This is a genomic window from Intrasporangium sp., assembly GCF_030452765.1.
Lineage (GTDB): Bacteria > Actinomycetota > Actinomycetes > Actinomycetales > Dermatophilaceae > Intrasporangium_A.
This window is the reverse complement of record NZ_JAKDLO010000001.1, coordinates 31575-55404: the sequence shown is the minus strand read 5'-3', so window position 1 is coordinate 55404 and position 23830 is coordinate 31575. Positions and strand designations below refer to the sequence as shown.

Genomic DNA, 23830 nt, shown 5'->3' with positions numbered 1-23830 from the left:
TCCGCATGGATCCCGGGGTCCGGATCGGCGTCGACGTGGGCATCGCCCGCGTCGGAGTCGCCGCCTCGGATCCCGGCGGGAGTCTCGCCGTCCCGGTGACGACGCTGGCCCGCGACGCCGAGGGCGGTACCGATCTAGACACGCTCGCCGCGCTCGTGACCGAGCGCGCCGCCGTCGCGGTCGCGGTCGGGCTGCCGCTGCTGCTCTCCGGTCAGGAGGGCACCGCGGCCCGGCTCACCAGGACGTATGCCGCCCAGCTCGCCGAGCGCGTCCGTCCGGTACCGGTGCGCCTCGTCGACGAACGCTTGACGACAGTCGACGCGCACCGCAGACTACGCGACAGCGGTGTGCCGGGTCGGGGGCAGCGGGCCGTCGTCGACCAGGCCGCGGCGGTGCTCATCCTCCAGGCGGCCCTCGACGCGGAGACGCGGTCCGGTGATCCGGCCGGCGAGATCGTCTCGCCGGGGCGCAAGCCACGGAGGAAGGCCCGACGTCCATGAATGACCCTCTCGAGTCGTCGATCTTCGGCGACCACGACGAGCACGTCGGGGACCACCGGGGGCAGAGTCCGGCGCACGGCCCGACGCGGGGCCCGTCCGAGCGGGGCGAGCGGGCCCGGCTCACTCGACGGGAGAGCCGCAGAGCCGAGCGGCGGTCCGCCAAGTCCCGGCGCGCCCGGTCGCACAAACCGCCCCTGTGGCGGCGCATCGCGGTGATCACCCTCGCCCTGGCCGTCATCGGCGGTGGCGTCGCGGTGGCCTACACCTACCTGCGCCCGGTCGTCGCCGGCATGTTCGAGTCGAACGACTACCCCGGGCCGGGCAGCGGCGAGGTACCCGTCGTGGTCGAGCACGGCGACACCGGGGCCGCGATCGCCACGACACTCGTCAATGCCGGCGTCGTCAAGTCCACCAAGGCCTACATCGAGGCGGCCGCCGACAACCCGAAGAGCGCCGGCATCCAGCCGGGCACCTACCGTCTGCGCAAGCAGATGTCGGCCGCGGCTGCGGTCGCGGTACTCGTCGACCCGGACAACCGGATCACGACGCAGGTGACGATCCGTGAGGGGCTCTGGGCCAAGGAGATCTACGCCGAGCTGTCGAAGCACACCGGCATCCCCGTCGCCGACTACGCTGCCGCGGCCAAGGACGGCGCCGCCCTGGGTCTGCCGCCCGCGGCGAAGGGAAACGTCGAGGGCTACCTCTTCCCGGCCAAGTACTCCTTCGACCCCGGCACGACGGCCAAGGACCAGCTGGCCCAGATGGTCGCCCAGTCGGTCAAGCGGCTCGAGGCCCTCGGCGTGCCCGACGAGCGGATGGAGCGAACCGTCATCATCGCGAGTCTCGTCGAGGCCGAGGCCCGGCGCCCCGAGGACCGGCCCAAGGTGGCCCGCGTCATCGAGAACCGCCTCGCGAAGAAGATGAAGCTCCAGCTCGACTCGACCGTCAACTACGCGGCCGGCAAGCATGGCATCACGACGAGCGACGCCGACCGCGCCAGCAAGAGCCCCTACAACACCTATGTGCACGCGAGCCTGCCACCGGGCCCGATCGGCAACCCAGGAGAGAGCGCCATCACGGCCGCCGTCCACCCCGCCACAGGCCCCTGGCTCTACTTCGTCACCGTCAACCCCAGGACGGGGGAGACGAAGTTCGCCGTGACCCTGGCCGAGCACGAGAAGAACGTCGCCCAGTTCCAGGCCTGGTGCGCGGCCAACAAGGGCACGTGTTGAGAGGCTCTGAGCGATGAAGTGCGCCGTGTGGGGCTCGCCGATCGAGCACTCGCTGTCTCCCGTGCTGCACCGAGCGGCATACGGAGCCCTCGGGCTGCGCGACTGGACCTACGAGCGCCGCGAGGTGGGCACCGACGGTTTCGAGGCCGCGTTGCGCGGACTCGACGGGACCTGGCGCGGCCTGTCGCTCACGATGCCGCTCAAGGAGGTGGCGCTCGCGGCCGCCCGCGAGGCGAGCGAGCAGGCGCGCCGGACCGACGCGGCCAACACCCTCGTCCGGCATGGCCGGCAGGGCTGGATGGCGCACAACACCGACGTGCAGGGCATGGTCGAGTCGCTGCGGGAGTCAGGCCTCGACCACCTCGACAGCATGCTCGTCGTGGGCTCGGGGGCGACGGCGCGGTCCGCTCTCGCCGCAGCCCAGCACCTCGGCGCGCGTCGCGTGGTCTTCATGGTCCGGGCGCGTCCCCGTCCCGAGACTGTGCAGCACGCGCACGCTGCAGGTCTCGAGGTGGCGGTGACACCGATGGGGACGTGGCCGGCCGCTGACGTGATCGTCAGCACCGTTCCACCGGCCTCGCTGGGCGGCCTCACGCAGCTCGACGACAGACCGGCGACCGTCCTCGACGTCGTCTACGGCTCCGGGGACACCCCCCTGCAGCACGCGGCGCGCGAGCGTGGCTGGACCGTCGTGGACGGCACCGAGTTGCTGCTGCACCAGGCCGCCGAGCAGGTCCGTCTCATGACCGGGCAGCCCGCCCCCCTCGAGGAGATGCGCCGCGCGCTCGCCGAGGCTCTCGCCGCGCACCGATGATCGGGGGTCCGCCGGGCTGGACAGTGCTGGGAGCCTTGGCCACCGATGCGCCCCCCGCCAGCGCCCCGATCTGGCTCGTGGTGGCGGCCGGTGTGTCCGGGCTCGGGGTCGGGCACCTGCTCGGATCCCGGCTGCAGACGTTCGACTATCGGCTCGAGGAGGAGGCTGATCGGCCGCGCAGGCTGCCCGGCTGGGTGGTCACCGCCGGCCTGGGGCCGCTCTGGGCCGCGCTGGCGTGGAAGTTCGGTATCCCGGCCGGGTGGCTGCTGCTGCCCGCCCTGCTCACCTTCGCGACCGTCGCGCTCGCCCTGACATGGGTCGACCTCGATATACACCGCCTACCGGAGGGTCTGACGCTGCCGAGCCTCCCGATCCTGCTGGGCCAGGTCACCTTCGCGGCGTGGGCGACCGGCGACTGGGGCCTGCTCGTGAGGGCGGTCCTGGGTGCGGCGTTCCTCGGGGTCCTCGGTCTCCTGCTCGCCCTGCTGGCCGCCCTGCTCCGGAGCGGCTTCGGGCTCGGCGACGTCGTCCTGCTCGGTCTCATCGGCCTCGTCACCGGCTCGGTCGGGTGGGCCGCACCGGTGCTCGCCCTCTACGCCGCGTTCCTGCTCGGCGGAGCGTACGCCCTCGTCCACGTCGTCGTGCGGCGCCGCTCCCGGCACGACTCCGTGCCGTTCGGGCCCTTCCTCGTCGCGGGGGCGATCATCGCGCTCCTCGTCGAGGTGCCCCCGCTGCTGTGACGTCCGGGACGGGTCCGGGGAGGGGGGCAGGCGCTGGTCCCACCGGCTCGTGACAGGATCGCCTCATGTTGCGTTGGTTGACCTCCGGCGAGTCGCACGGCCCCGCCCTGGTCGCCGTGCTCGAGGGACTGCCGGCCGGGGTCGAGGTCTGCGCCGAGGACCTGCGACGGGCGCTGGCCCGGCGCCGGCTCGGCCACGGTCGAGGGGCGCGGATGAAGTTCGAGCAGGACGAGGTCGAGTTCCTCGGTGGGGTGCGGCACGGTGTCACCATCGGCAGCCCAGTCGCGCTGCGGGTCGGCAACACGGAGTGGCCGAAGTGGCAGACCGTCATGAGCCCTGAGCCGGTGTCCACCGCGGCGTTCGCCGCGGCCGACGACGTCAATGCCGAGAAGGAGGTCGCCCGCAACAAGCCGTTGACCCGGCCGCGGCCCGGGCATGCCGACCTCGTCGGCATGCAGAAGTACGGACACGCCGACGCACGCCCGATCCTCGAGCGCGCCTCGGCCCGCGAGACCGCCGCTCGCGTCGCCCTCGGCGAGGTCGCCGCCAGGTTCCTGGGGCAGGCGTACGGCATCCGGCTGCTCTCGCACACCCTCGCGATCGGCCTGGCCACCGTCACGGAGGGGGCACCGCTGCCGGACCCGGACGACGTGCCCGCCATCGACGCCGACCCGGTCCGGGCGTTCGACGCGAGCGGCTCGGCCGCCATGGTGGCCGAGGTCGACGCGGCCAAGAAGGACGGCGACACCCTCGGTGGCGTCGTCGAGGTCCTCGCCTATGGGTTGCCTCCGGGCCTCGGCTCGCACGTGCACTGGGACCGCAAGCTCGACGGACGGCTCGCCGCCGCCCTGATGAGCATCCAGGCGATCAAGGGCGTCGCCCTCGGCGACGGCTTCGAGACCGCACGCCGCCGCGGCTCGCAGGCCCACGACGAGATGGAGGTCGTGGACGGCATCATCCGCCGCCGCACCGGTCGGGCCGGAGGCACCGAGGGCGGCATGTCGACGGGGGAGGTGCTCCGGGTGCGCGCCGCGATGAAGCCGATCAGCACCGTGCCCCGCGCCCTGTCCACCGTCGACGTCGCGACAGGCGAGTCCGCGACGGCGATCCACCAGCGCTCCGACGTCTGCGCGGTCCCCGCAGCGGGTGTCGTCGCCGAGGCCATGGTCGCGCTCGTCCTGGCCGATGCCTGCCTCGCGAAGTTCGGCGGCGACTCCGTCGCCGAGACGCGGCGCAACCATGCGGCATACCTCGAGTCGATCCCGGAGGGGATGCGCACGTGGTGAGAGCCGCGGCACGTCCCGTCGCCGTCCTCGTCGGGCCCCCGGGATCGGGCAAGAGCACCGTCGGGCGCGCGCTCGCCACACGACTCGGCGTCGACCTGCACGACACCGACGCCGCGATCGAGGCGGCCACCAGCCGAACGATCGCGGACATCTTCATCGAAGACGGTGAGCCGACCTTCCGGGACCTCGAACGGGCCGAGGTCGCGCGAGCCCTCAGCGAGTCGACCGGCGTGCTCGCCCTCGGTGGGGGAGCGGTGATGGACCCGGTGACCCGTGCCGCGCTCGACGGGCACATCGTGGTCTTCCTCGACGTCGGTATCGCCGACGCGAGCAAGCGGATCGGCTTCGACCGGTCGCGGCCGCTCCTCGCCGTCAACCCGCGCGCCACGTGGGTCGCGTTGATGAAGCGGCGCCGACCCGTCTACGAGGGCGTCGCGACCCACCGGGTCGACACCGCCGGACGCCCGCCCGACGACATCGCCGACGAGATCGCGCGCCTGCTGGCAGGGGCGCCGACGTGAACGACGGGACGGCGACCCGGGTCGGCGACGACTACGACGTCGTCGTCGGTCACGGTCTGCTGGGGGAGCCCGGCGCCAGGCTCGGCGAGGCCGTGGAGCGCGTCCTCGTCGTCCACTCGGTCGCCTTCAGCGGCTACGCCGAGACCGTCGCCGCGTCCATCGAGCGCGAGGGGTATGCCGTCCACCTCGCGGCGGTGCCCGACGCCGAGGCCGCCAAGACGGCCGGGATCGCGAGCCGGCTATGGGCGCAGCTCGGGCAGGCCGGCTTCACCCGCGCCGACGCTGTCGTGGGCGTCGGCGGGGGTGCCGTAACCGACCTTGCCGGGTTCGTCGCGGCGACCTGGCTGCGCGGGGTCAGGGTCGGGCACGTGCCGACGACGCTGCTCGGCATGGTCGACGCGGCCGTCGGAGGCAAGACGGGCATCAACACGTCCGAGGGCAAGAACCTCGTCGGCGCCTTCCACCCGCCGGCGTGGGTCCTGTGCGACCTCGACGTCCTTCGCACGCTTCCCGAGGCCGACCTCGTCGCCGGGCTCGCCGAGGTCATCAAGGCCGGGTTCATCGCCGACCCGACGATCCTCGAGCTCGTCGAGGCCGACCCGCAGGCCGCCCGGCGGGCGGACAACCCGCACCTGCGTGAGCTCGTCGAACGTGCTGTTCGTGTCAAGGCCGAGGTCGTCTCGGCCGACCTGAAGGAGGCGTCGCTGCGCGAGATCCTCAACTACGGCCACACCTTCGGCCACGCGATCGAGCAGGTCGAGCACTTCGCCTGGCGGCACGGCGAGGCGGTCAGCGTCGGCATGGTCTACGTCGCCGAGCTCGCTCGACTGGCCGGGCGCCTCGACGACGGGCTGGTGGCCCGCCATCGTGATGTCCTCAGCTCGGTCGGGCTGCCCACGAGCTATCGTGCCGACCGCTGGGAGGGCCTGCTGACGGCGATGCGGCGCGACAAGAAGACGCGTGGCTCGACGCTGCGCTTCGTCGTCCTCGACGGGCTCGCCCAACCCGCCCGCCTGGTCGACCCGAGCGATGCCCTGCTGCGCGAGGCCTACGCCCGCATCGCCACGCCGCCCCCCACCTGACGCGAACGGATCCGTGCCGCGGCTCGCTCAGTAGGATCGCGCCATGACTCCCACGGTCTTCGTCCTGTCCGGGCCCAACCTGAACCGGCTCGGCACACGCGAGCCGGAGATCTACGGCTCGGACACCCTCGAGGATGTTCACGACGCCGTGCGCCGCGAGGCCGAGCACCTCGGCCTTGTCGCCGACTGCCGACAGACCAACCACGAGGGTGAGCTCATCGACTGGCTTCACCAGGCCGTCGACGCCGGTGCCGACGTCGTGCTCAACCCGGGCGCGTTCACCCACTACTCGTATGCCGTCCGCGACGCGTGCGCCATCGTCACGACGAGCGGCCGCTCCCTTGTGGAGGTCCACCTGTCCAACCCCGCCGCCCGCGAGCAGTTCCGGCACGTCTCGGTCGTCGGACCGGTGGCGACGGGGACCGTGGCCGGCTTCGGCCTGCAGAGCTACCTGCTCGCCCTGCGTGCCCTCGTCTGACGTGACGAGCAGGGCCTGGCCGTGAGCGGGAAGGTCCTCGACTGATCCCCAGCCTTGGTTCAGCCGGTCGGCAAGGCAACCCGGATCTCGCATCGTAGGTCGAGGACGCGCCCGAGCCGGGCATCGGCCGTCACGAGTGGGCAGTCGAGAGCCTCGGCGACGGCGACGTAGGCGGCGTCATAGCCTGCCACGTTGCTCCGCAGCTCCCACATGCGTGCCAGCAGGGGTGCGACTGCCAGCATGTCGATGGTCGCAGCCGCCAGCGCACCGAGCGCGTCGCGGGCACGTTGCTCACTGAGCTTGCCACCGAGCCATCGGCCACGAATCGCCGACAAGACTTCTACGACCAGATGCCCGGGACCGGCCCAATGTGCATCGCGGGCCAGCTCGGAGCGAGCGCACGCCCCCACCGGGCCGTCGTCGGTCATGGCGTTGGCGAGTACGGACGCGTCGACGACGATCACGACATGTCGTCCGGCCCGCCGGCGAGGTAGGCCTCGCGTTCGGCTCGGGCCCGGTCGAGGGATTCGGCGACCTGCGCGCTCGTCAGACGCGAGCCGTCCTGGCGGGCGCCGAAGCGCTCCAGCAGGGCAAGGTTGGTCGACCGGTGGGCCTCCTGCGTGACCAGCGTCAGAAGGAAGGCCTGCAAGGACTGTCCCCTCGCCGCCGCCCGGGCGGCCAGCGCCTGTCGGACGTCATCGGGTACGTCACGGATCTGCAGGGCGACCATGCATGCAGTTTACATGCGGTACGGGCGAGCGCGACCATCCGTGCGGCCTCGACCGCGGACGTCCGACATCGTCGTGGTTCGACGTCCGGCGATGGCGGCTAGACTTGCGCGGCATACTTCCCACGTCCGCGACCGCGCCGTGCCGGCGCGACCGGGCGACAGCGGCATACGAGAGAGACTCATCTGTGGCAACGACCAACGACCTGAAGAACGGCACCGTGCTCAACCTCGACGGGCAGCTGTGGTCCGTCGTCGAGTTCCAGCACGTCAAGCCGGGCAAGGGTCCCGCCTTCGTGCGGACCAAGCTCAAGAACGTGGTCTCGGGCAAGACCCTCGACAAGACGTTCAACGCCGGCGTCAAGGTCGAGACGAGCAATGTCGACAAGCGCACCATGCAGTACCTCTACAAGGACGGTGCGGACTTCGTCTTCATGGACACCGACACCTACGACCAGCTCATGGTCTCCGAGGCGACGGTCGGCGAGGCCGCCGGCTACATGCTCGAGAACCAGAACGCGATCGTCGCAACGCACGACGGCACCCCGCTCTACGTCGAGCTGCCGGCCTCGGTCGTCCTGGAGATCACGCACACCGACCCGGGCCTGCAGGGCGACCGCTCCACGGGCGGCACCAAACCCGCGACCCTCGAGACGGGCGCGCAGATCCAGGTGCCGCTCTTCCTCGAGACCGGCACGAAGGTCAAGGTCGACACCCGAGACGGGTCCTACCTCGGTCGCGTCAACGACTGACTTGGCCGCTCGCACCAAGGCCCGGACCAGGGCCCTCGACATCCTCTTCGAGGCCGACCAGCGCGACGTCAACGCGCTAGCGCTGCTCGAGGAGCGACTCACCGACCGCGAGTCCCGGGCCGGCAACAACCCCTACACGGCACAGGTCGTCCGTGGGGTCGTCGAGAAGTGGGCCGACATCAACGCCGCCCTGACCGACTACAGCCAGGGGTGGACGATCGAACGGATGCCGGCCGTCGACCGGGCAGTGCTGCGGCTCGGCGCCTGGGAGGTGCTCTTCAACGAGGAGATCCCCGACGCCGTCGCCATCTCCGAGGCGGTCGCGCTCGCGACCGACCTGTCGACCGACGAGTCGCCGGCCTTCGTCAACGGGCTGCTCGCGCGGCTGTCGGAGGTCAAGGAGACCATCGTCTGACCGGGCCGCGCCGTCGCGGACCTCGCCGGCCTCGCCCCGCCGCTCTTGCCCTGCTGGCGCCGGCCCGTTCAAATGGGGGTATGCCGCTCGCCCCCCTGCCCGACGAGGACGTCCCATTCGTGCTGGCTGCCCGCCGCTGGTGCACCCCGGTCGTCGCCGAGCTCACCCTCGAGCCGGCGGCGGAGCAGGTCGACTTCGTTGCGGGACAGTACGTCCTGGCCCAGGACGGGGACCGGACCGTCCCGGTGCGGTCGTACTCGGTTGCGAACGCCCCCCGACCCGATGGGCGCCTGACCCTGCTCGTCACGGCCGTGCCGGACGGCCCGACGAGCACCTGGCTCGCCCGGGAGTCGCGCATCGGTGACCGGCTGCTCGTCTCAGGCCCGTACGGCACCTTTGTCGCCGACCCCGGGCACCACGGGCCGACGCTCTACCTCGCCGGCGGATCGGGGCTGGCTCCCGTGCGTTCCCTGCTCGAGGAGGCTGTCGCGCAGCGGGAGACGCAGGATCGCGACGCAGCCGAGCGGCATACCCTGCTCTTCTCGGGGCGGACGCTCGCCGACGTCATCGACGAGACGGAGCTGGATGAGCTCGCCCGGAGCCATCCGTGGCTGGACTACGTCCGGACCCTGACCCGGGTGGCATCCGGATCTGCTGCGCCACCCCTGGGCAGAGTGCCCGAGATCCTGCCCGGCCTGCTCCCCGACCTCGGGGGGTACGCCGTCTACATCGCCGGCTCGCCCGGCTTCGTCGACGCGTGCACCCGCACCGTGCAACGGCTCGGCGTCCACGCCGGGCGGCTGCACACCGAGGAGTTCTACGCCGAGCCCGTCCCGTGGCACGGCGCCGGCGCGGCAGCCCCGACACCGACGATCGACCTGGAGGAATCCTCATGAGCAGCAACGCGTCTCGCATCTACACCAAGACCGGCGACGACGGCACCACCGGTCGTCTCTTCGGTGGCCGGATCGGCAAGGACGACGCGCTCGTGGAGGCGTGCGGTGACATCGACGAGACCGTCGGGGCGCTCGGGCTCGCCCGGGCCGAGCTGAGCTCCGACCCGGCCGGTGACGAGTCGGCGGAGCTGGCAGCGCTCGTCCTCGCGACCCAACGGCAGCTGTTCGTCATCGCGGCCGACCTCATGGCCAACCCGCACGACCGCGACCGGCTCGAGCCCGGCATCTCCCTGGCCACCCCGCAACTCGTCACCGATGTCGAGCACGCGATCGACGAGCTGGCCGAGCGCCACCCGCTGCGCCCGGTCTTCATCGTCCCCGGTGCGTCGAGGGCCTCGGCCGCGCTGGACCTGGCGCGCGGCGTCGTCCGGCGGGCCGAGCGCCACGCGGTCGCCGCGGCCCGCGCCGGTCATGAGGTCTCCGACCCGGTGCTGCTCACCCTGAACCGGATGAGCGACCTGCTCTACGTGCTGGCCCGGGCGTCGGCCGGCGAGGCCGAGACCCCGAGCCACGACTGACGACTGCTCAGGGCAGCAGGCCCGCCGCCCGCATGAGGTCCTTGTCGAGTGGCCCGGGGTTGTACGCGACCTCCCAGCGGTAGCCGTCGAGGTCGGCGAAGTAGCCGGACCGGCCACCCCAGTCGCGGTCCTTCGCCGCTGCCACGAGCCGGGCTCCCGCTCTCACGGCGTCGGCGATCACCGCGTCGACCTGCTCAGGCGTAGGGACGTTGTGCGACAAGGTGATCGGTGCCCTGCCCGGCTCCCTGTCGAGCGGTCCGGCCTCGGCCTCGAAGTCGTCGGCACGCCACAAGGACAGCACGATCGTCGGTGCCATCCGGAAGAAGACGACCTCCCCGGGCGCCTCGAAGGCCGGCTCCCACCCGAGCCCGTCCGCGTAGAACCGCCGCGATGCAGCCGGGTCGGCGACTGCGAGTGTGATGAAGTTGAGTCGCTGGTCCATCCCCACGACGGTAGCCGTATGCCGCTGGGCTTGCTCCCGATGACACCGGGAGGACCACACGGGGCTGGGCGCGGCTCGGCGCCATACGGCATAGGTTGGGCGGGTGAGCGCCCACCTCCTCGTCGTGCACCACACGCCGTCCCCGGCCGTGCAGGAGATCCTCGAGGCCGCCGTCTCCGGGACCCACGCCGAGGGCATCGAAGGCGTCGAGGTGGAGGTGCGGCCGGCGCTGTCGGCCACCGCGAGCGACCTGCTCGCGGCCGACGGCGTGCTGCTCGGGACACCGGCCAACATCGGCTACATGTCCGGTGCCCTCAAGCACTTCTTCGACACGGTCTACTACCCGACCCTCGAAGCGAAGACGGGGATGCCGTATGGCTACTGGGTGCACGGCAACAACGACACCGAAGGGGCCCGCCGGGGCATCGAGTCGATCGCGCAGGCGCTCGGCTGGGTCATGGCGGCGCAGCCGCTGCTGGTGACCGGGCCTGTGGACAAGTCCGTTCGGGAGGCCGCGTTCGAGCTGGGCGGAACACTGGCGGCAACTCTCATGGAGGCGTGACGGGCTGCCCCCAGCCCCCACCCCCATCGAGAGTGCAGGAATCTCACTCGAGAGTGCAGGAGTCTCGATCGAGAGTGCAGGAGTCTCGATCGAGAGTGCAGGCATCTCGATCGAGAGTGCAGGCATCTCGATCGAGAGTGCTGAAACCTCGTTCGAGAGAGCACTTTTCCTGATCGAGAGTTCACCCGACTGCACTGTCGATCACGAGTAGTGAACTGTCGATCAGGATTGGCGCACTGTCGATCAGGATTGGCGCACTGTCGATCAGGACTGGCGCACTGTCGATCGGAAAAGGTGAACTCTCGATCGGGGGAGAGGGGGAGAGCGGGGAGAGCGCGGCGCGATGTGGACGGTGCCGGGAGCAGGTGCGCTGAACAGGTACACTCACTCGCGATCGACGTCCTTTAACCACCGTCCTGTGAGGCGGGGAAGGAGGTCAGGCCGCGTGACCTGCCCTGAGCCCACTGCACCGGCCACCGTTGCACAGATCCCTCCGGATGCGCGTGACGTCATGAGCGCGGACGACATCGCCCGGGCGCTGCGGCGCATCGGCCACGAGATCATCGAACGCAACAAGGGCGCGAGTGAGCTCGTCGTGCTCGGTATCCCCACGCGTGGCGTGGCGCTCGCCGACCGGCTCGCCGCCGCGATCGGTTCGGTCGAGGGAGTCGAGATCCCCGTCGGGCAGCTCGACGTGACCCTCTACCGCGACGACCTGCGACGACAGCCCACGCGCCCGGCCGGCCGCTCCGTCATCCCCGAGGTCGGCATCGACGACCGCATCGTCGTCCTGGTCGACGACGTGCTCTACTCCGGTCGGACGATCAGGGCCGCCCTCGACGCTCTCGCGGAGCTCGGCCGGCCCCGCGCGGTCCGGCTCGCGGTGCTCGTCGACCGCGGCCACCGAGAGCTGCCCATCCGGGCCGACCACGTCGGCAAGAACCTGCCGACTGCCCGCAACGAACGCGTCCACGTGCGGGTCACCGAGGTCGACGGCGAGGACGTCGTACGGATCAGCGGCGGTGACCGCCGGTGAACCGCCACCTCATCTCGTCCGCCGACCTGACCCGGCACGACGTCGAGTCGATCCTGACCACCGCCGAGTCGATGCATGACGTGCAGCGGCGCGAGGTGAAGAAGGTCCCGACCCTGCGGGGGCGAACCGTCATCAACTTCTTCTTCGAGGACTCGACCCGCACCCGGTCCTCCTTCGAGATCGCGGGCAAGTGGATGTCGGCCGACACGATCAACCTGTCGGCCAAGGGCTCGTCGGCCTCGAAGGGCGAGAGCCTGCGTGACACGGCGCTGACCGTCGATGCCATGGCGGTCGACGCCCTCGTCATCCGGCACAACGCCTCCGGCGCCGCCAGGCAGGTCTCCGAATGGGTCCGCTGCAGTGTCATCAACGCCGGCGATGGCACGCATGAGCACCCGACGCAGGCCCTGCTCGACGCCTACACGCTCCGCAGCCGGATGGGGGACCTCGACGGCAAACACGTGGCCATCGTCGGCGACCTGACCCACTCGCGGGTCTTCCGGAGCAACATCATCACCCTGCACACGCTCGGTGCCCACGTCACCGTCGTCGCCCCGCCGACCCTGATGCCCGCCGGGGTCCGGGAGTGGAGCGAATCGGACGGCTTCGCGACGAGCTGGGACCTGGACGCCGTCGTCGACGGTGACGCCCCCGTCGACGCGATGATGATGCTGCGGGTCCAACGCGAGCGGATGACGGGTGGCTACTTCCCGACGCCCCGCGAGTACACCGTCGGGTACGGCCTGACAGGTGAGCGGCTCGCGCGTCTCGTCGCCCGGAATCCTGACGTGCTGGTCATGCACCCCGGCCCGATGAACCGCGGGCTCGAGATCGCGGCCGAGGTCGCCGATGCCCCACAGTCGGTCGTCCTCGACCAGGTCTCCGCCGGGGTCGCCGTGCGGATGGCCGTGCTCTACCACCTGCTCGCCGGAGAGACCGCCGAGTCCGTCGAGCCTGTCACGCAAGGGGCCCAGGCATGAGCGGCCTGCTGATCACCGGGGCGCGCGTGCTCGGGCGGGACGCGGCGGACCTGCTCATCGAGGACGGTCGCATCGTCGAGGTCGGCCGGATCGCCCCGTCCCCGGGTGTGGTGGTCATCGACGCCGACGGCCTCGTCGCGCTGCCCGGACTCGTCGACCTGCACACCCATCTGCGCGAGCCGGGTCGTGAGGACGCCGAGACGATCGCCAGCGGGTCCGGGGCCGCCGCCGCGGGCGGGTTCACCGCGATCTTCGCGATGGCGAACACCGACCCGGTCACCGACACGGCCGAGGCCGCCGAGCGTGTCCGCGACCTCGGGCGGACCTGCGGCCTCGTCGATGTCGTCCCGGTCGGGGCCGTCACCATGGGCCTGCGGGGGGAGCGGCTCGCCGAGCTCGGGCTGATGGCACGCTCGAGGGCAGGCGTCAGGGTCTTCTCCGACGACGGCCGTTGTGTCGCCGACGGGCGGATCATGCGCCGGGCACTCGAGTACATCAAGCCTTTCGGCGGCGTCGTCTCCCAGCACGCCCAGGACCCCCGGCTGGCCGACTCGTCGGCGTGCTGCCACGAGGGCGAGATCTCGGGGCGGCTCGGCCTGCCGGGCTGGCCCGGCGTCGCCGAGGAGGCGATCGTCGCCCGTGACGTCATGCTCGCGAGGTACACCGGCTCGCGCGTCCACGTCGCGCACGTCTCGACGGCCGGCACGGTCGAGGTGATCCGCTGGGCCAAGGCGCGGGGCATCGCGGTCACCGCCGAGGTGACTCCCCACCACCTTGCCCTCACCACCGACCTGCTCGTCGGCTACGACCCCGTCTACAAGGTGAACCCGCCACTTCGGCCCCAGGAGGATGTCGAGGCCCTTCGGGATGCCCTCGTCGACGGCACCATCGACGCCGTCGCCACCGACCACGCACCCCACGCCCGGCACGACAAGGACCACACCTTCGTCGACGCGGCCTTCGGGATGCTCGGCCTCGAGACGGCCCTGCCCGTCGTGAGCGACCTGCTCGTGCGCACCGACCGCCTCGGCTGGGCCGACGTCGCCCGTATCATGTCGGCGAACCCGGCCCGGATCGGTGGCTTGCCCGGGCAAGGCCGTCCGCTCGTCGCAGGTGAGCCGGCAAACCTCACCCTCGTCGACCCGGACCGCCCCGTGACCGTGGATGCAGCCGCAAGCCGGAGCCGCTCGCGCAACAACCCATGGCACGGGCGCACCTTCACCGGCGCCGTCCACACGACCATCCATCGCGGCCGCGTCACCCACCGCATCGACTCGACCGCCCACGCCACAGAGGCGGAGTACGCACAGTGACCCTCAACCTCCCCAGCCGGCACCGTGAGCCGGCCATCCTCGTCCTGGAGGACGGCCGAGACTTCCGTGGGTCCTCCTACGGGGCGGTCGGTGAGACGGTCGGCGAGGCAGTCTTCTCGACCGGGATGACCGGCTACCAGGAGACCCTGACCGACCCGAGCTACCACCGGCAGGTGGTCGTCATGACCGCGCCGCACATCGGCAACACGGGCATCAACACCGAGGACCCCGAGTCGCAGCGCTTCTGGGTCGCCGGGTATGTCGTGCGCGAACCCGCGCTCCGCCCGTCGAGCTGGCGGGCCACCGGCGACCTCGAGGACGAGCTGCGCGCCCAGCAGGTCGTCGGCATCTGCGGGATCGACACACGCGCCCTGACCCGGCACCTTCGCGAGCGCGGCGCGATGCGGGTCGGGATCTTCAGCGGCCCGGATGCGGACCGTTCGCTCGACGAGCTCGTCGAGGTGGTGCGAGAGGCACCCCGGATGGCCGGTGCAGCCCTCGCCGAGGAGGTCACGACACCGGCACCGTACGTGGTGCCCGCCGTGGGGGGGAAGCGCTTCACCGTCGCGGCGATCGACCTCGGGATCAAGGCGATGACCCCGCAGCGGCTGACCCAGCGTGGCATCGAGGTGCACGTCCTGCCGTGCACCGCGACGATCGATGACGTACTGGCCGTCGGCGAGCACGGCCCTGACGGCGTGTTCTTCTCGAACGGCCCGGGCGACCCGTCGACGGCCGATCGCGAGGTGGCCCTGCTCCGCGAGGTGCTGGACCGGCGGATCCCGTTCTTCGGCATCTGCTTCGGCAACCAGCTGCTCGGCCGGGCGCTCGGATTCGGCACGTACAAGCTCAAGTACGGCCACCGCGGCATCAACCAGCCGGTCATGGACCGTGCCACCGGCAAGGTCGAGGTCACCGCTCACAACCACGGGTTTGCGATCGAGTGGCCCGGGGCCCCCTCCTTCGAACCGCGCGAGACCCCATACGGGCGGGTGCGGGTCTCGCACGTCTGCCTCAACGACGATGTCGTCGAGGGGCTCGAGTGCCTCGACGCGCCGGCCTACTCGGTCCAGTACCACCCCGAGGCTGCCGCCGGGCCGCATGACGCGGCATACCTGTTCGACCGTTTCGTGGAGATGCTCCAACGGCAGGAAGCGAGCGCCTGATGCCAAAGCGCGACGACATCAGCAGCGTCCTCGTCATCGGGTCGGGCCCGATCGTGATCGGGCAGGCCTGCGAGTTCGACTACTCCGGCACCCAGGCCTGCCGGGTCCTGCGCGAGGAAGGCATCCGCGTCATCCTCGTCAACAGCAACCCCGCGACGATCATGACCGACCCGGAGATGGCCGACGCGACGTATGTCGAGCCGATCATTCCCGAGGTAGTCGAGGCGGTCATCGCCAAGGAGCGTCCGGACGCGCTGCTGGCCACGCTGGGCGGGCAGACCGCCCTCAACTGCGCCGTTTCGCTGCACGAGGCCGGGGTCCTCGAGAAGTACGACTGTCCCCTCATCGGAGCCAACATCGAGGCGATCCAGCTCGGCGAGGACCGCGAGGCGTTCAAGGGCGTCGTCGCGCGGTGCGGCGCCGAGTCGGCCCGCTCGGTCATCTGCCACACGATGGACGAGTGCCTCGCGGCCACAGCCGAGCTGGACTACCCCGTCGTCGTGCGCCCCTCGTTCACGATGGGGGGCCTCGGCTCCGGGTTCGCCTACGACGAGGGCGACCTGCGCCGCATCGCCGGGCAGGGGCTGCAGTACTCGCCGACGACCGAGGTGCTCCTCGAGGAGTCGATCCTCGGCTGGAAGGAGTACGAGCTCGAGCTCATGCGCGACAACGCCGACAACGTCGTGGTGGTCTGCTCGATCGAGAACCTCGACCCGATGGGGGTGCACACCGGCGACTCGATCACCGTCGCGCCCGCTCTGACGCTCACCGACCGCGAGTACCAGCAGATGCGCGACATCGGCATCGCGGTCATCCGCGAGGTCGGCGTGGACACAGGCGGCTGCAACATCCAGTTCGCCGTCGACCCCGCCAGCGGCCGGATCATCGTCATCGAGATGAACCCGCGCGTCTCGCGCTCGAGTGCGCTCGCCTCGAAGGCGACCGGGTTCCCCATCGCGAAGATCGCCGCCAAGCTGGCCATCGGCTACTCCCTCGACGAGGTCCCCAACGACATCACCCGTGAGACCCCGGCCAGTTTCGAGCCGACCCTCGACTACGTCGTCGTCAAGGCGCCGCGGTTCGCCTTCGAGAAGTTCCCGGCGGCCGACCCGACGCTGACCACGACGATGAAGTCCGTCGGCGAGGCGATGGCGATCGGGCGCAACTTCACCGAGGCTCTGCAGAAGGCCCTGCGCTCCCTCGAGAAGCGGGGATCCACGTTCCACTGGGAGGGCGAGGTGAGCCCTGCCGCGGCCCGTCGCGCCCTGGCCGAGGCGAGGGTGCCGACCGATGGCCGGATCGTCCAGGTCCAGCAGGCCCTGCGCGGCGGCTGCAGCGTCGAGCAGGTCCACGAGGCCACCGGCATCGACCCGTGGTTCCTCGACCAGATCGCCCTGCTCAACGAGGTTGCCGACCTGCTTCGCGACGCCGACCAGCTGGCCCCAGACCTGCTTCGGCTCGTCAAGCGGCACGGCTTCTCCGATGCGCAGGTCGCCGCGATCCGCCGCATGCCCGAGAGCGTCGTGCGCGGCGTGCGCCAGGCGCTCGGGGTGCGTCCGGTCTACAAGACCGTCGACACGTGTGCGGCCGAGTTCGCGGCGTTGACGCCATACCACTACTCCTCCTACGACCAGGAGACCGAGGTCGCGCCCCGCGAGCGGCCCGCGGTCATCATCCTCGGCTCCGGACCGAACCGGATCGGGCAGGGCGTGGAGTTCGACTACTCGTGCGTGCACGCATCCTTCGCGCTGCGCGACCAGGGCTACGACACGATCATGGTCAACTGCAACCCCGAGACCGTCTCGACCGACTACGACACGAGCAGCCGGCTCTACTTCGAGCCGCTGACCCTCGAGGACGTCCTCGAGGTGATCCACGCCGAGGGGCAGGCGGGTCCCATCGCTGGCGTCATCGTCCAGCTCGGTGGGCAGACCCCGCTCGGCCTGGCCCAGGCACTCGCCGACGAGGGAGTGCCGATCGTCGGCACGTCCCCGGCCGCGATCAACCTCGCCGAGGACCGAGGCGCGTTCGGCCAGGTGCTGCACCGGGCCGGTCTGGTCGCCCCGAAGCACGGCACGGCCCTCAGCCCCGACGAGGCGCTCGTCGTCGCCCGGGAGATCGGCTATCCGGTCCTCGTGCGTCCCTCCTACGTGCTCGGTGGCCGGGGCATGGTCATCGTCTACGACGACGACGCGCTCGTCACCTACGTCGAGAAGGCGGTGCTCGCCTCGCCGGATCACCCGATCCTCATCGACCGGTTCCTCGACGACGCGATCGAGATCGACGTCGATGTCATCTTCGACGGCACCGACCTCTACCTCGGCGGGATCATGGAGCACGTCGAGGAGGCCGGCATCCACTCCGGCGACAGCGCCTGCACCCTGCCGCCGGCGACGCTCGGCGACGCCGAGCTCGACCGGGTCCGCGCCGCGACCCGCAAGCTCGCCGAAGGGATCGGCGTGCTGGGCCTGATGAACGTCCAGTTCGCCCTCGCCCAGGACATCCTCTACGTCATCGAGGCCAACCCGCGGGCCTCGCGCACGGTCCCGTTCGTCTCGAAGGCGACCGGCGTGCCGCTCGCCCGCGCCGCCTCCCTGGTCATGCTCGGCGCCACCGTCCAGCAGCTTCGGGACGAGGGGGTCCTGCCGGCGGCGGCAGACGGAGGCCGGCTGCCCGACGGCGCACCGATCTCCTGCAAGGAGGCGGTCCTGCCGTTCAAGCGGTTCCGCACGAAGGAGGGACTCGCCGTCGACTCGATCCTCGGACCCGAGATGCGCTCCACCGGCGAGGTCATGGGCATCGACCGAGACTTCGGCTCGGCCTTCTCGAAGTCGCAGCAGGGGATCGGCGGGGGGCTGCCGAGCTCCGGCGCCGTCTTCGTCTCGGTGGCCAACCGGGACAAGCGGGCCATGCTCTTCCCCGTCAAGCGGCTCGTCGACCTCGGCTTCACGATCCTGGCCACCCGGGGGACCGCGGCGGTGCTGCACCGCAACGGCATCCCGGCCACCGTCGTGCGCAAGCTGTCCGAGCGCCCGAGCGCCGCGGACCCGGGCGAGAAGTGCATCGTCGAGCTCATCGAGGACGGGACGGTCCAGATGGTCGTCAACACCCCGTCCGGTCAGGACGCCCGGGCCGACGGGTACGCCATCCGGGCCGCGACCACGAGCGCGGACAAGCCGATCATCACGACGATCGCGACGCTGGCGGCAGCCGTGCTCGGCATCGAGGCGCAGCAGAGCGAGCCGGTGCGGGTCACCTCGCTGCAGGACCATGCCCGCAACCTCGACCTCTACGGCATCGCCGCCGCGCGTTGACGCGACGATGGATGCCGCTCACTCCCAGGAGGGCACGTGACCACTGGCTTCGGCACCCGGCTGCGCCGGGCGATGGACCATCACGGGCCGCTCTGCGTGGGGATCGACCCGCAGCGCCGGCTGCTCGAGGCGTGGGGGCTGCCGTATGACGTCACCGGCCTCGAGCGCTTCGCGCTCACATGCGTCGAGGCGTTCGCGGGAGCCGTCGCCGCGGTCAAGCCACAGTCGGCCTTCTTCGCGGTCTTCGGCAGCCGGGGGAGCGGGGTGCAGGAGCGGGGGCTCGCCGACCTCCTATGGGCGAGCACGCTGACGATCCTCGACGCCAAACGTGGCGACATCGGCTCGACGATGGCTGGGTACGCAGCGGCCTACCTCGGGCCCGAGGCGGTCTCGCCCCCGGACGCCCTCACGGTCAGTCCCTACCTCGGCTACGAGTCGCTGCGCCCGGCCATCGACGTGGCGCAGCAGCACGGCCGCGGCCTGTTCGTGCTCGCGCTGACCTCGAACCCCGACGGAGCCTCGGTGCAGCACGCGGTCCTGGGTGGCCGTAGCGTCGCTGCCTCGATCGTCGAGGGGGCCACCGTCGACAACAGCCTCGCCCGGGAGCGGGGCGAGCTGGGGGACATCGGCCTGGTCGTCGGCGCCACCGTCGGCGACGCCGTCGACCGCCTGGGTCTCGACCTCGTCACGGCGGCCACCCCGGTGCTCGCTCCCGGCTTCGGAGCCCAGGGCGGCACCGTGGCCGATCTAGACCTGGTCTTCGGGGCGGCCCGCCCTCAGGTCCTCGTCGCATCCAGCCGGGCGGTCCTGGGAGCCGGCCCCGATGTGGTCGGCCTGGCCGACGCGGCCCGCCGGGTCGCCGACGGCCTGCGGGCCTGAGGGGCCGGCCCGGCGGCATACCGGCACTCCCGCTGCGCGTCGAGCCCACTCGCGTTGCCACTGCCTCGACCGAATCGCTAGGTTCGGCAGCAACGTCTGTCGAGACCGAGGAGCGAACCGCTGTGGCCCTTCCCCCCCTCACGCCCGAGCAACGGGCAGCCGCCCTCAAGAAGGCCGCTGCCGCCCGTCGGGAACGTGCGGCGGTGAAGAACCGGCTCAAGTACTCCAGCGGGTCGCTGGCCGAGGTCCTCGAGGACGGCCGGGCCGACCCGGTCATCGGCAAGATGAAGGTCACCGAGCTGCTCGAGTCGATGCCGGGCGTGGGACGGGTGCGAGCCCGGGCGATCATGGCACAGGTCGGCATCGCCGAGTCCCGACGGGTCCGCGGGCTCGGCGCCAACCAGGTCGCGGCCCTGTTGCGCCGCTTCGACCGTTCATGAGCGCCGACCGACGCGAGGACCCGACCGAGCGCCGGCGAGGGAGGCCCGCAGCGGCGGGAAGAGGCGCGACCGAAGGCATGAGCGCCGACCGACGCGAGGACCCGACCGAGCGCCGGCGAGGCGGGTCCCACGCTCCGCGTGGGCGGCCCGCAGCGGCGGGAAGAGGCGCGCCAGAAGGCATGAGCGCCGAACGCGGGCGGCTCGTCGTCCTCGCCGGCCCGACGGCGGCCGGCAAGGGAACGATCGCCGCCTACGTGCGCACGCACTTCCCCGACGTCTTCTTCTCGGTGTCGATGACCACCCGCCCGCCGCGACGCGGCGAGGTCGACGGGGTCCAGTACCACTTCGTCGACAACCGAGAGTTCGACCGGCTCGTCGAGGCCGGCCAGTTCCTCGAGCACGCCGTCGTGCACGGTCTGGCCAGGTACGGCACGCCACGGGGACCGGTCGAGCGGGCCCTCGCCGAGGGGCGCGACGCCCTGCTGGAGATCGACCTGCAGGGCGCCCGACAGGTCAGGGCCACGATGCCGGACGCCTTCTTCGTCTTCCTGGAGCCGCCGAGCTGGGACGAGCTGGTCCGTCGGCTCGTCGGACGGGGCACCGAGGACCAGGCAGAACGGGAGCGCCGCCTCGAGACGGCGCGCCGTGAGCTGGCAGCCAAACCGGAGTTCGACGCGGTGATCGTCAACGACGAGGTTGGGCGAGCCAGCGAGGAACTCGTATCATTGATGAGATCGGGACGCACCGACCGGTGAGGTTCCCGCTTCGGCGTGCCCACCGGGCTTCCCAGCGGGCGGACAGCCGACGATCCGCCCCGCACCTGCGAACAAACGAAACGAGACGCCCTGTGTCCGGAACCAAGGCCGACCCCATCGGCATCACCAACCCGCCGATCGACGACCTGCTGAAGGCCGCCGACTCCAAGTACGCCCTGGTCATCTACGCCGCCAAGCGCGCGCGCCAGATCAACGCGTACTACTCGCAGCTTCAGGAGGGCCTGCTCGACTACGTCGGCCCGCTCGTCGAGGCCGAGGTCCACGAGAAGCCGCTGTCGATCGCCCTGCGCGAGATCAACGAGGGCCTGCTCACCTCGACGCCGACCGAGGCCTGACAGCTCCCATGCGCGTCGTCGTCGGCGTCGGTGGTGGGATCGCGGCCTACAAGGCCTGCTCGCTCGTGCGCCGGTTCACCGAGACCGGGCACGAGGTGACCGTCGTGCCCACCGAGGCGGCGCTGCGCTTCGTCGGCGCGCCGACCTGGGCCGCGCTCTCCGGCCGCCCGGTGAGCACCGACGTATGGACCGACGTCCACCAGGTGCCGCACGTGCGGATCGGCCAGAGCGCCGATCTCGTCGTCGTCGTCCCGGCGACAGCCGACCTGCTGGCCAAGGCTGCCGCGGGCATCGCCGACGACCTGCTGACCAACACGCTGCTGACCGCGCGCTGCCCGGTCGTCTTCGCCCCGGCGATGCACACCGAGATGTGGGAGCACCCCGCGACGCAGGCCAACGTCGAGACCCTGCGCCGGCGCGGAGCGCACGTCATCGACCCGGCCGAGGGCCGTCTGACCGGCGCCGACTCGGGCAAGGGGCGCCTGCCGGAGCCCGAGCAGGTGTATGCCGCCGCGCTCGGCGCCGTCGGCGAGGGGGTAGCCGACCCGGCGCAGACCGGGGATGCGCCGGGAGCAAGCATGGCGGCATACGGGCACAAGAGCCTCACCGGCCGCACCGTCGTCGTCTCCGCCGGGGGCACCCGAGAGCCGCTCGACCCGGTGCGCTACCTCGGCAACCGGTCCTCGGGCAAGCAGGGCCTCGCCATCGCAGAGGTCGCCTCCCAGCGGGGAGCGCGGGTCGTTCTGGTCGCGGCCAACGTCAGCCTGCCGACCCCACCCGGGGTCACCGTCGTCCGCGTCGAGACCACGCTGGAGCTGAAGGACGCGGTCGAGACCGCGGCCCGCGACGCGGACGCGGTGATCATGGCTGCCGCCCCCGCCGACTTCCGTCCGGTCTCGGCGAGCGCGAGCAAGATCAAGAAGGGCGCCGACCCCGATGCCGGGCTGCGGCTCGATCTCGTCGAGAACCCCGACATCGTCAGGGGCCTGGTCGCGCGCCGGGACGGCGCGAGGCGTCCTGTCATCGTCAGCTTCGCCGCCGAGACCGGCGATGCCACCGGCTCGGTCATGGACCACGCTGTGGCCAAGTTCGCCAGGAAGGGCAGCGACCTGCAGGTCGTCAACGAGGTCGGCCGCGACAAGGCGTTCGGGCGCGACGACAACACCGTGCACCTGCTGCGCCGCGACGTGCCCGAGGTCGTCTCGGTCGGCCCGGCGAGCAAGGACGTGGTCGCCGCCGCCGTGCTGGACGTCGTCGAGGAACTGCTCACCTGACAGATACACTCGCGCGGTAGCGACCGCGGGAACGAGCGAGCGCACGAACCGAGGAGAAGCATTGTCCGCACGGCTGTTCACGTCCGAGTCCGTCACCGAGGGACACCCGGACAAGATCTGCGACCAGATCAGTGACTCGATCCTCGACGCCATGCTCACCGAGGACGCGCAGGCGCGCGTCGCGGTCGAGACGCTGGTGACGACCGGTCTGGTCCACGTCGCCGGTGAGGTATCGACGACCGGCTACGTCGAGATCCCGAAGATCGTGCGCGACACGATCCTCGACGTCGGCTACGACGGTTCCGAGAAGGGCTTCGACGGGCGAACGTGCGGCGTCTCGATCTCGATCGGCGCCCAGTCGCCGGACATCGCCCAGGGCGTCGACACGGCCCACGAGACGCGGCACGGCGGTGTCGACCCGCTCGACAAGCAGGGTGCCGGCGACCAGGGCCTCATGTTCGGCTACGCGTGTGAAGACACGGCTGAGCTGATGCCGCTGCCCATCCACCTCGCGCACCGGCTCTCCGAGCGTCTGACGCAGGTCCGCAAGAACGACAAGCTGGCCTATCTGCGACCCGACGGCAAGACGCAGGTCACCATCGCCTACGAGGGTGACAAGGCGGTCCGACTGGACACGATCGTCCTGTCCACACAGCACGCGCCGGACGTGTCGCTCGAGGGGATGCTCGAGCCCGACATCAAGGCCTTCGTCATCGACCCGGTCCTCGCCGAGCTGCACGACGAGGGGAGCGACCTCGACGTCTCGTCGTACCGTTCGCTCATCAACCCGACCGGGCGGTTCGAGATCGGCGGGCCGATGGGCGACGCCGGGCTGACCGGGCGCAAGATCATCGTCGACACCTACGGCGGCATGGCCCGCCACGGCGGCGGCGCGTTCTCCGGCAAGGACCCGAGCAAGGTCGACCGGTCCGGCGCCTACGCGATGCGCTGGGTCGCCAAGAACGTGGTCGCCGCGAGACTGGCTCGCCGCTGCGAGGTGCAGGTCGCCTACGCGATCGGCAAGGCCCAACCGGTCGGGCTCTACGTCGAGACCTTCGGCACCGAGACCGTCCCCGTCGAGAAGATCCAGGACGCCATCGGCATGGTCTTCGACCTGCGCCCGCGCGCGATCGTCGACGCCCTGGACCTGCTCCGCCCGATCTACCGGCCGACCGCGGCGTACGGACACTTCGGCCGCACCAAGGCCGACGGCGTCGAGAACGCCTTCCCGTGGGAGCGCACCGACCGGGTCGAGGCATTGCTGGAGGCCGCCGGCCGGGCATGAGGTGCTC

The 23830-nt window shown here is 71.2% G+C and carries 27 protein-coding genes; 24 read left to right on the top strand and 3 right to left on the bottom strand.

Going from position 1 to position 23830, the window contains the following annotated elements; genetic code table 11:
* The first annotated feature begins 5 nt into the window (after window positions 1-5).
* The 8 genes from ruvX (at window position 6) to aroQ (ending at window position 6653) form a co-directional block, all read left to right on the top strand.
* Window positions 6-500: a Holliday junction resolvase RuvX gene (ruvX, locus tag L0H79_RS00280; protein ID WP_301482541.1), complete on the top strand. Its 495-nt coding sequence runs from the start codon at window positions 6-8 to the stop codon at window positions 498-500.
* Window positions 497-1732 carry an endolytic transglycosylase MltG gene (gene mltG / locus L0H79_RS00275; RefSeq protein WP_301482514.1) on the top strand — a complete coding sequence of 412 codons (1236 nt, stop codon included), beginning with the start codon at window positions 497-499 and terminating at the stop codon, window positions 1730-1732. Before ruvX ends, mltG begins: the two co-directional genes overlap by 4 nt.
* Window positions 1733-1745: 13 nt before the next feature.
* Entirely contained in the window at window positions 1746-2546 is an 801-nt protein-coding gene (locus L0H79_RS00270; protein ID WP_301482513.1) for a shikimate dehydrogenase, read from the top strand.
* Window positions 2547-2581: 35 nt separating this feature from the next.
* Complete coding sequence (locus L0H79_RS00265) at window positions 2582-3286, top strand: prepilin peptidase (RefSeq protein WP_301482512.1); 705 nt, start codon at window positions 2582-2584, stop codon at window positions 3284-3286.
* Window positions 3287-3351: 65 nt separating this feature from the next.
* Complete coding sequence (gene aroC, locus L0H79_RS00260; protein WP_301482511.1) at window positions 3352-4572, top strand: chorismate synthase; 1221 nt, start codon at window positions 3352-3354, stop codon at window positions 4570-4572.
* A complete protein-coding gene (locus L0H79_RS00255; protein ID WP_301482540.1) occupies window positions 4569-5093 on the top strand; it encodes a shikimate kinase in 525 nt (174 codons plus the stop codon). Before aroC ends, L0H79_RS00255 begins: the two co-directional genes overlap by 4 nt.
* The gene (gene aroB, locus L0H79_RS00250) at window positions 5090-6175 is read left to right on the top strand and encodes a 3-dehydroquinate synthase (RefSeq protein WP_301482510.1); all 1086 of its coding nucleotides are present in this window, start codon (window positions 5090-5092) and stop codon (window positions 6173-6175) included. Before L0H79_RS00255 ends, aroB begins: the two co-directional genes overlap by 4 nt.
* A gap of 43 nt (window positions 6176-6218) precedes the next feature.
* The gene (gene aroQ / locus L0H79_RS00245) at window positions 6219-6653 is read left to right on the top strand and encodes a type II 3-dehydroquinate dehydratase (protein ID WP_301482509.1); all 435 of its coding nucleotides are present in this window, start codon (window positions 6219-6221) and stop codon (window positions 6651-6653) included.
* Between the two features lie 59 nt (window positions 6654-6712).
* Here aroQ and L0H79_RS00240 read toward each other — a convergent pair whose 3' ends face one another.
* Window positions 6713-7117 carry a type II toxin-antitoxin system VapC family toxin gene (locus tag L0H79_RS00240; RefSeq protein WP_301482508.1) on the bottom strand — a complete coding sequence of 135 codons (405 nt, stop codon included), beginning with the start codon at window positions 7115-7117 and terminating at the stop codon, window positions 6713-6715.
* Window positions 7114-7383 (bottom strand): hypothetical protein, encoded by a 270-nt coding sequence (locus tag L0H79_RS00235; RefSeq protein ID WP_301482507.1) that lies wholly within the window; start codon window positions 7381-7383, stop codon window positions 7114-7116. Before L0H79_RS00235 ends, L0H79_RS00240 begins: the two co-directional genes overlap by 4 nt.
* Before the next feature lie 185 nt (window positions 7384-7568).
* Between L0H79_RS00235 and efp the strand changes: the two genes are divergently transcribed.
* The 4 genes from efp (at window position 7569) to L0H79_RS00215 (ending at window position 10021) form a co-directional block, all read left to right on the top strand.
* Window positions 7569-8132, top strand: a complete 564-nt coding sequence (gene efp / locus L0H79_RS00230) for an elongation factor P (RefSeq protein WP_301482506.1) — start codon at window positions 7569-7571, stop codon at window positions 8130-8132.
* Between the two features lies 1 nt (window position 8133).
* Window positions 8134-8547: a transcription antitermination factor NusB gene (gene nusB / locus L0H79_RS00225; RefSeq protein WP_301482505.1), complete on the top strand. Its 414-nt coding sequence runs from the start codon at window positions 8134-8136 to the stop codon at window positions 8545-8547.
* Window positions 8548-8627: 80 nt separating this feature from the next.
* A complete protein-coding gene (locus L0H79_RS00220) occupies window positions 8628-9443 on the top strand; it encodes an FAD-binding oxidoreductase (protein WP_301482504.1) in 816 nt (271 codons plus the stop codon).
* Window positions 9440-10021, top strand: coding sequence for a cob(I)yrinic acid a,c-diamide adenosyltransferase (locus L0H79_RS00215; RefSeq protein WP_301482503.1), 582 nt, complete (start codon window positions 9440-9442; stop codon window positions 10019-10021). Before L0H79_RS00220 ends, L0H79_RS00215 begins: the two co-directional genes overlap by 4 nt.
* A gap of 7 nt (window positions 10022-10028) precedes the next feature.
* On the opposite strand, the gene L0H79_RS00210 is transcribed toward L0H79_RS00215, so the two are convergent.
* On the bottom strand, window positions 10029-10463 hold the full coding sequence (locus tag L0H79_RS00210) for a VOC family protein (RefSeq protein WP_301482502.1): 435 nt from the start codon (window positions 10461-10463) through the stop codon (window positions 10029-10031).
* Window positions 10464-10566: 103 nt separating this feature from the next.
* Between L0H79_RS00210 and L0H79_RS00205 the strand changes: the two genes are divergently transcribed.
* The 12 genes from L0H79_RS00205 (at window position 10567) to metK (ending at window position 23823) form a co-directional block, all read left to right on the top strand.
* Complete coding sequence (locus tag L0H79_RS00205) at window positions 10567-11025, top strand: flavodoxin family protein (protein ID WP_301482501.1); 459 nt, start codon at window positions 10567-10569, stop codon at window positions 11023-11025.
* Between the two features lie 487 nt (window positions 11026-11512).
* Window positions 11513-12061, top strand: a complete 549-nt coding sequence (pyrR, locus tag L0H79_RS00200) for a bifunctional pyr operon transcriptional regulator/uracil phosphoribosyltransferase PyrR (protein WP_301482539.1) — start codon at window positions 11513-11515, stop codon at window positions 12059-12061.
* Window positions 12058-13041, top strand: coding sequence for an aspartate carbamoyltransferase catalytic subunit (locus tag L0H79_RS00195; RefSeq protein ID WP_301482500.1), 984 nt, complete (start codon window positions 12058-12060; stop codon window positions 13039-13041). Before pyrR ends, L0H79_RS00195 begins: the two co-directional genes overlap by 4 nt.
* Window positions 13038-14354 carry a dihydroorotase gene (locus L0H79_RS00190; RefSeq protein WP_301482499.1) on the top strand — a complete coding sequence of 439 codons (1317 nt, stop codon included), beginning with the start codon at window positions 13038-13040 and terminating at the stop codon, window positions 14352-14354. Before L0H79_RS00195 ends, L0H79_RS00190 begins: the two co-directional genes overlap by 4 nt.
* Window positions 14351-15520, top strand: a complete 1170-nt coding sequence (gene carA, locus L0H79_RS00185) for a glutamine-hydrolyzing carbamoyl-phosphate synthase small subunit (protein ID WP_301482498.1) — start codon at window positions 14351-14353, stop codon at window positions 15518-15520. Before L0H79_RS00190 ends, carA begins: the two co-directional genes overlap by 4 nt.
* The gene (carB, locus tag L0H79_RS00180) at window positions 15520-18834 is read left to right on the top strand and encodes a carbamoyl-phosphate synthase large subunit (protein WP_301482497.1); all 3315 of its coding nucleotides are present in this window, start codon (window positions 15520-15522) and stop codon (window positions 18832-18834) included. The genes carA and carB overlap by 1 nt, the downstream gene beginning before the upstream one ends.
* 36 nt (window positions 18835-18870) lie before the next feature.
* Window positions 18871-19713 (top strand): orotidine-5'-phosphate decarboxylase, encoded by an 843-nt coding sequence (gene pyrF, locus L0H79_RS00175; RefSeq protein WP_301482496.1) that lies wholly within the window; start codon window positions 18871-18873, stop codon window positions 19711-19713.
* 122 nt (window positions 19714-19835) lie between these two features.
* The gene (gene mihF / locus L0H79_RS00170) at window positions 19836-20153 is read left to right on the top strand and encodes an integration host factor, actinobacterial type (protein WP_301482495.1); all 318 of its coding nucleotides are present in this window, start codon (window positions 19836-19838) and stop codon (window positions 20151-20153) included.
* A gap of 179 nt (window positions 20154-20332) precedes the next feature.
* Window positions 20333-20908 (top strand): guanylate kinase, encoded by a 576-nt coding sequence (gene gmk / locus L0H79_RS00165; protein WP_301482494.1) that lies wholly within the window; start codon window positions 20333-20335, stop codon window positions 20906-20908.
* A 92-nt stretch (window positions 20909-21000) separates the two neighbouring features.
* Window positions 21001-21264, top strand: a complete 264-nt coding sequence (gene rpoZ / locus L0H79_RS00160) for a DNA-directed RNA polymerase subunit omega (RefSeq protein ID WP_301482493.1) — start codon at window positions 21001-21003, stop codon at window positions 21262-21264.
* 8 nt (window positions 21265-21272) lie between these two features.
* On the top strand, window positions 21273-22538 hold the full coding sequence (gene coaBC, locus L0H79_RS00155; protein ID WP_301482492.1) for a bifunctional phosphopantothenoylcysteine decarboxylase/phosphopantothenate--cysteine ligase CoaBC: 1266 nt from the start codon (window positions 21273-21275) through the stop codon (window positions 22536-22538).
* Window positions 22539-22599: 61 nt separating this feature from the next.
* Window positions 22600-23823 (top strand): methionine adenosyltransferase, encoded by a 1224-nt coding sequence (gene metK / locus L0H79_RS00150; protein WP_301482491.1) that lies wholly within the window; start codon window positions 22600-22602, stop codon window positions 23821-23823.
* Window positions 23824-23830: the final 7 nt, after the last annotated feature.

Excerpts from the sequence above, each read along its gene's own strand:
- ruvX (WP_301482541.1), top strand. The coding sequence starts at position 6 with ATGGATCCCGGGGTCCGGATCGGCGTCGACGTGGGCATCGCCCGCGTC.
- mltG (WP_301482514.1), top strand. The coding sequence starts at position 497 with ATGAATGACCCTCTCGAGTCGTCGATCTTCGGCGACCACGACGAGCAC.
- L0H79_RS00270 (WP_301482513.1), top strand. The coding sequence starts at position 1,746 with ATGAAGTGCGCCGTGTGGGGCTCGCCGATCGAGCACTCGCTGTCTCCC.
- aroC (WP_301482511.1), top strand. The coding sequence starts at position 3,352 with ATGTTGCGTTGGTTGACCTCCGGCGAGTCGCACGGCCCCGCCCTGGTC.
- aroQ (WP_301482509.1), top strand. The coding sequence starts at position 6,219 with ATGACTCCCACGGTCTTCGTCCTGTCCGGGCCCAACCTGAACCGGCTC.
- L0H79_RS00235 (WP_301482507.1), bottom strand. The coding sequence starts at position 7,383 with ATGGTCGCCCTGCAGATCCGTGACGTACCCGATGACGTCCGACAGGCG.
- L0H79_RS00220 (WP_301482504.1), top strand. The coding sequence starts at position 8,628 with ATGCCGCTCGCCCCCCTGCCCGACGAGGACGTCCCATTCGTGCTGGCT.
- L0H79_RS00215 (WP_301482503.1), top strand. The coding sequence starts at position 9,440 with ATGAGCAGCAACGCGTCTCGCATCTACACCAAGACCGGCGACGACGGC.
- L0H79_RS00210 (WP_301482502.1), bottom strand. The coding sequence starts at position 10,463 with ATGGACCAGCGACTCAACTTCATCACACTCGCAGTCGCCGACCCGGCT.
- L0H79_RS00190 (WP_301482499.1), top strand. The coding sequence starts at position 13,038 with ATGAGCGGCCTGCTGATCACCGGGGCGCGCGTGCTCGGGCGGGACGCG.
- carB (WP_301482497.1), top strand. The coding sequence starts at position 15,520 with ATGCCAAAGCGCGACGACATCAGCAGCGTCCTCGTCATCGGGTCGGGC.
- gmk (WP_301482494.1), top strand. The coding sequence starts at position 20,333 with ATGAGCGCCGAACGCGGGCGGCTCGTCGTCCTCGCCGGCCCGACGGCG.
- coaBC (WP_301482492.1), top strand. The coding sequence starts at position 21,273 with ATGCGCGTCGTCGTCGGCGTCGGTGGTGGGATCGCGGCCTACAAGGCC.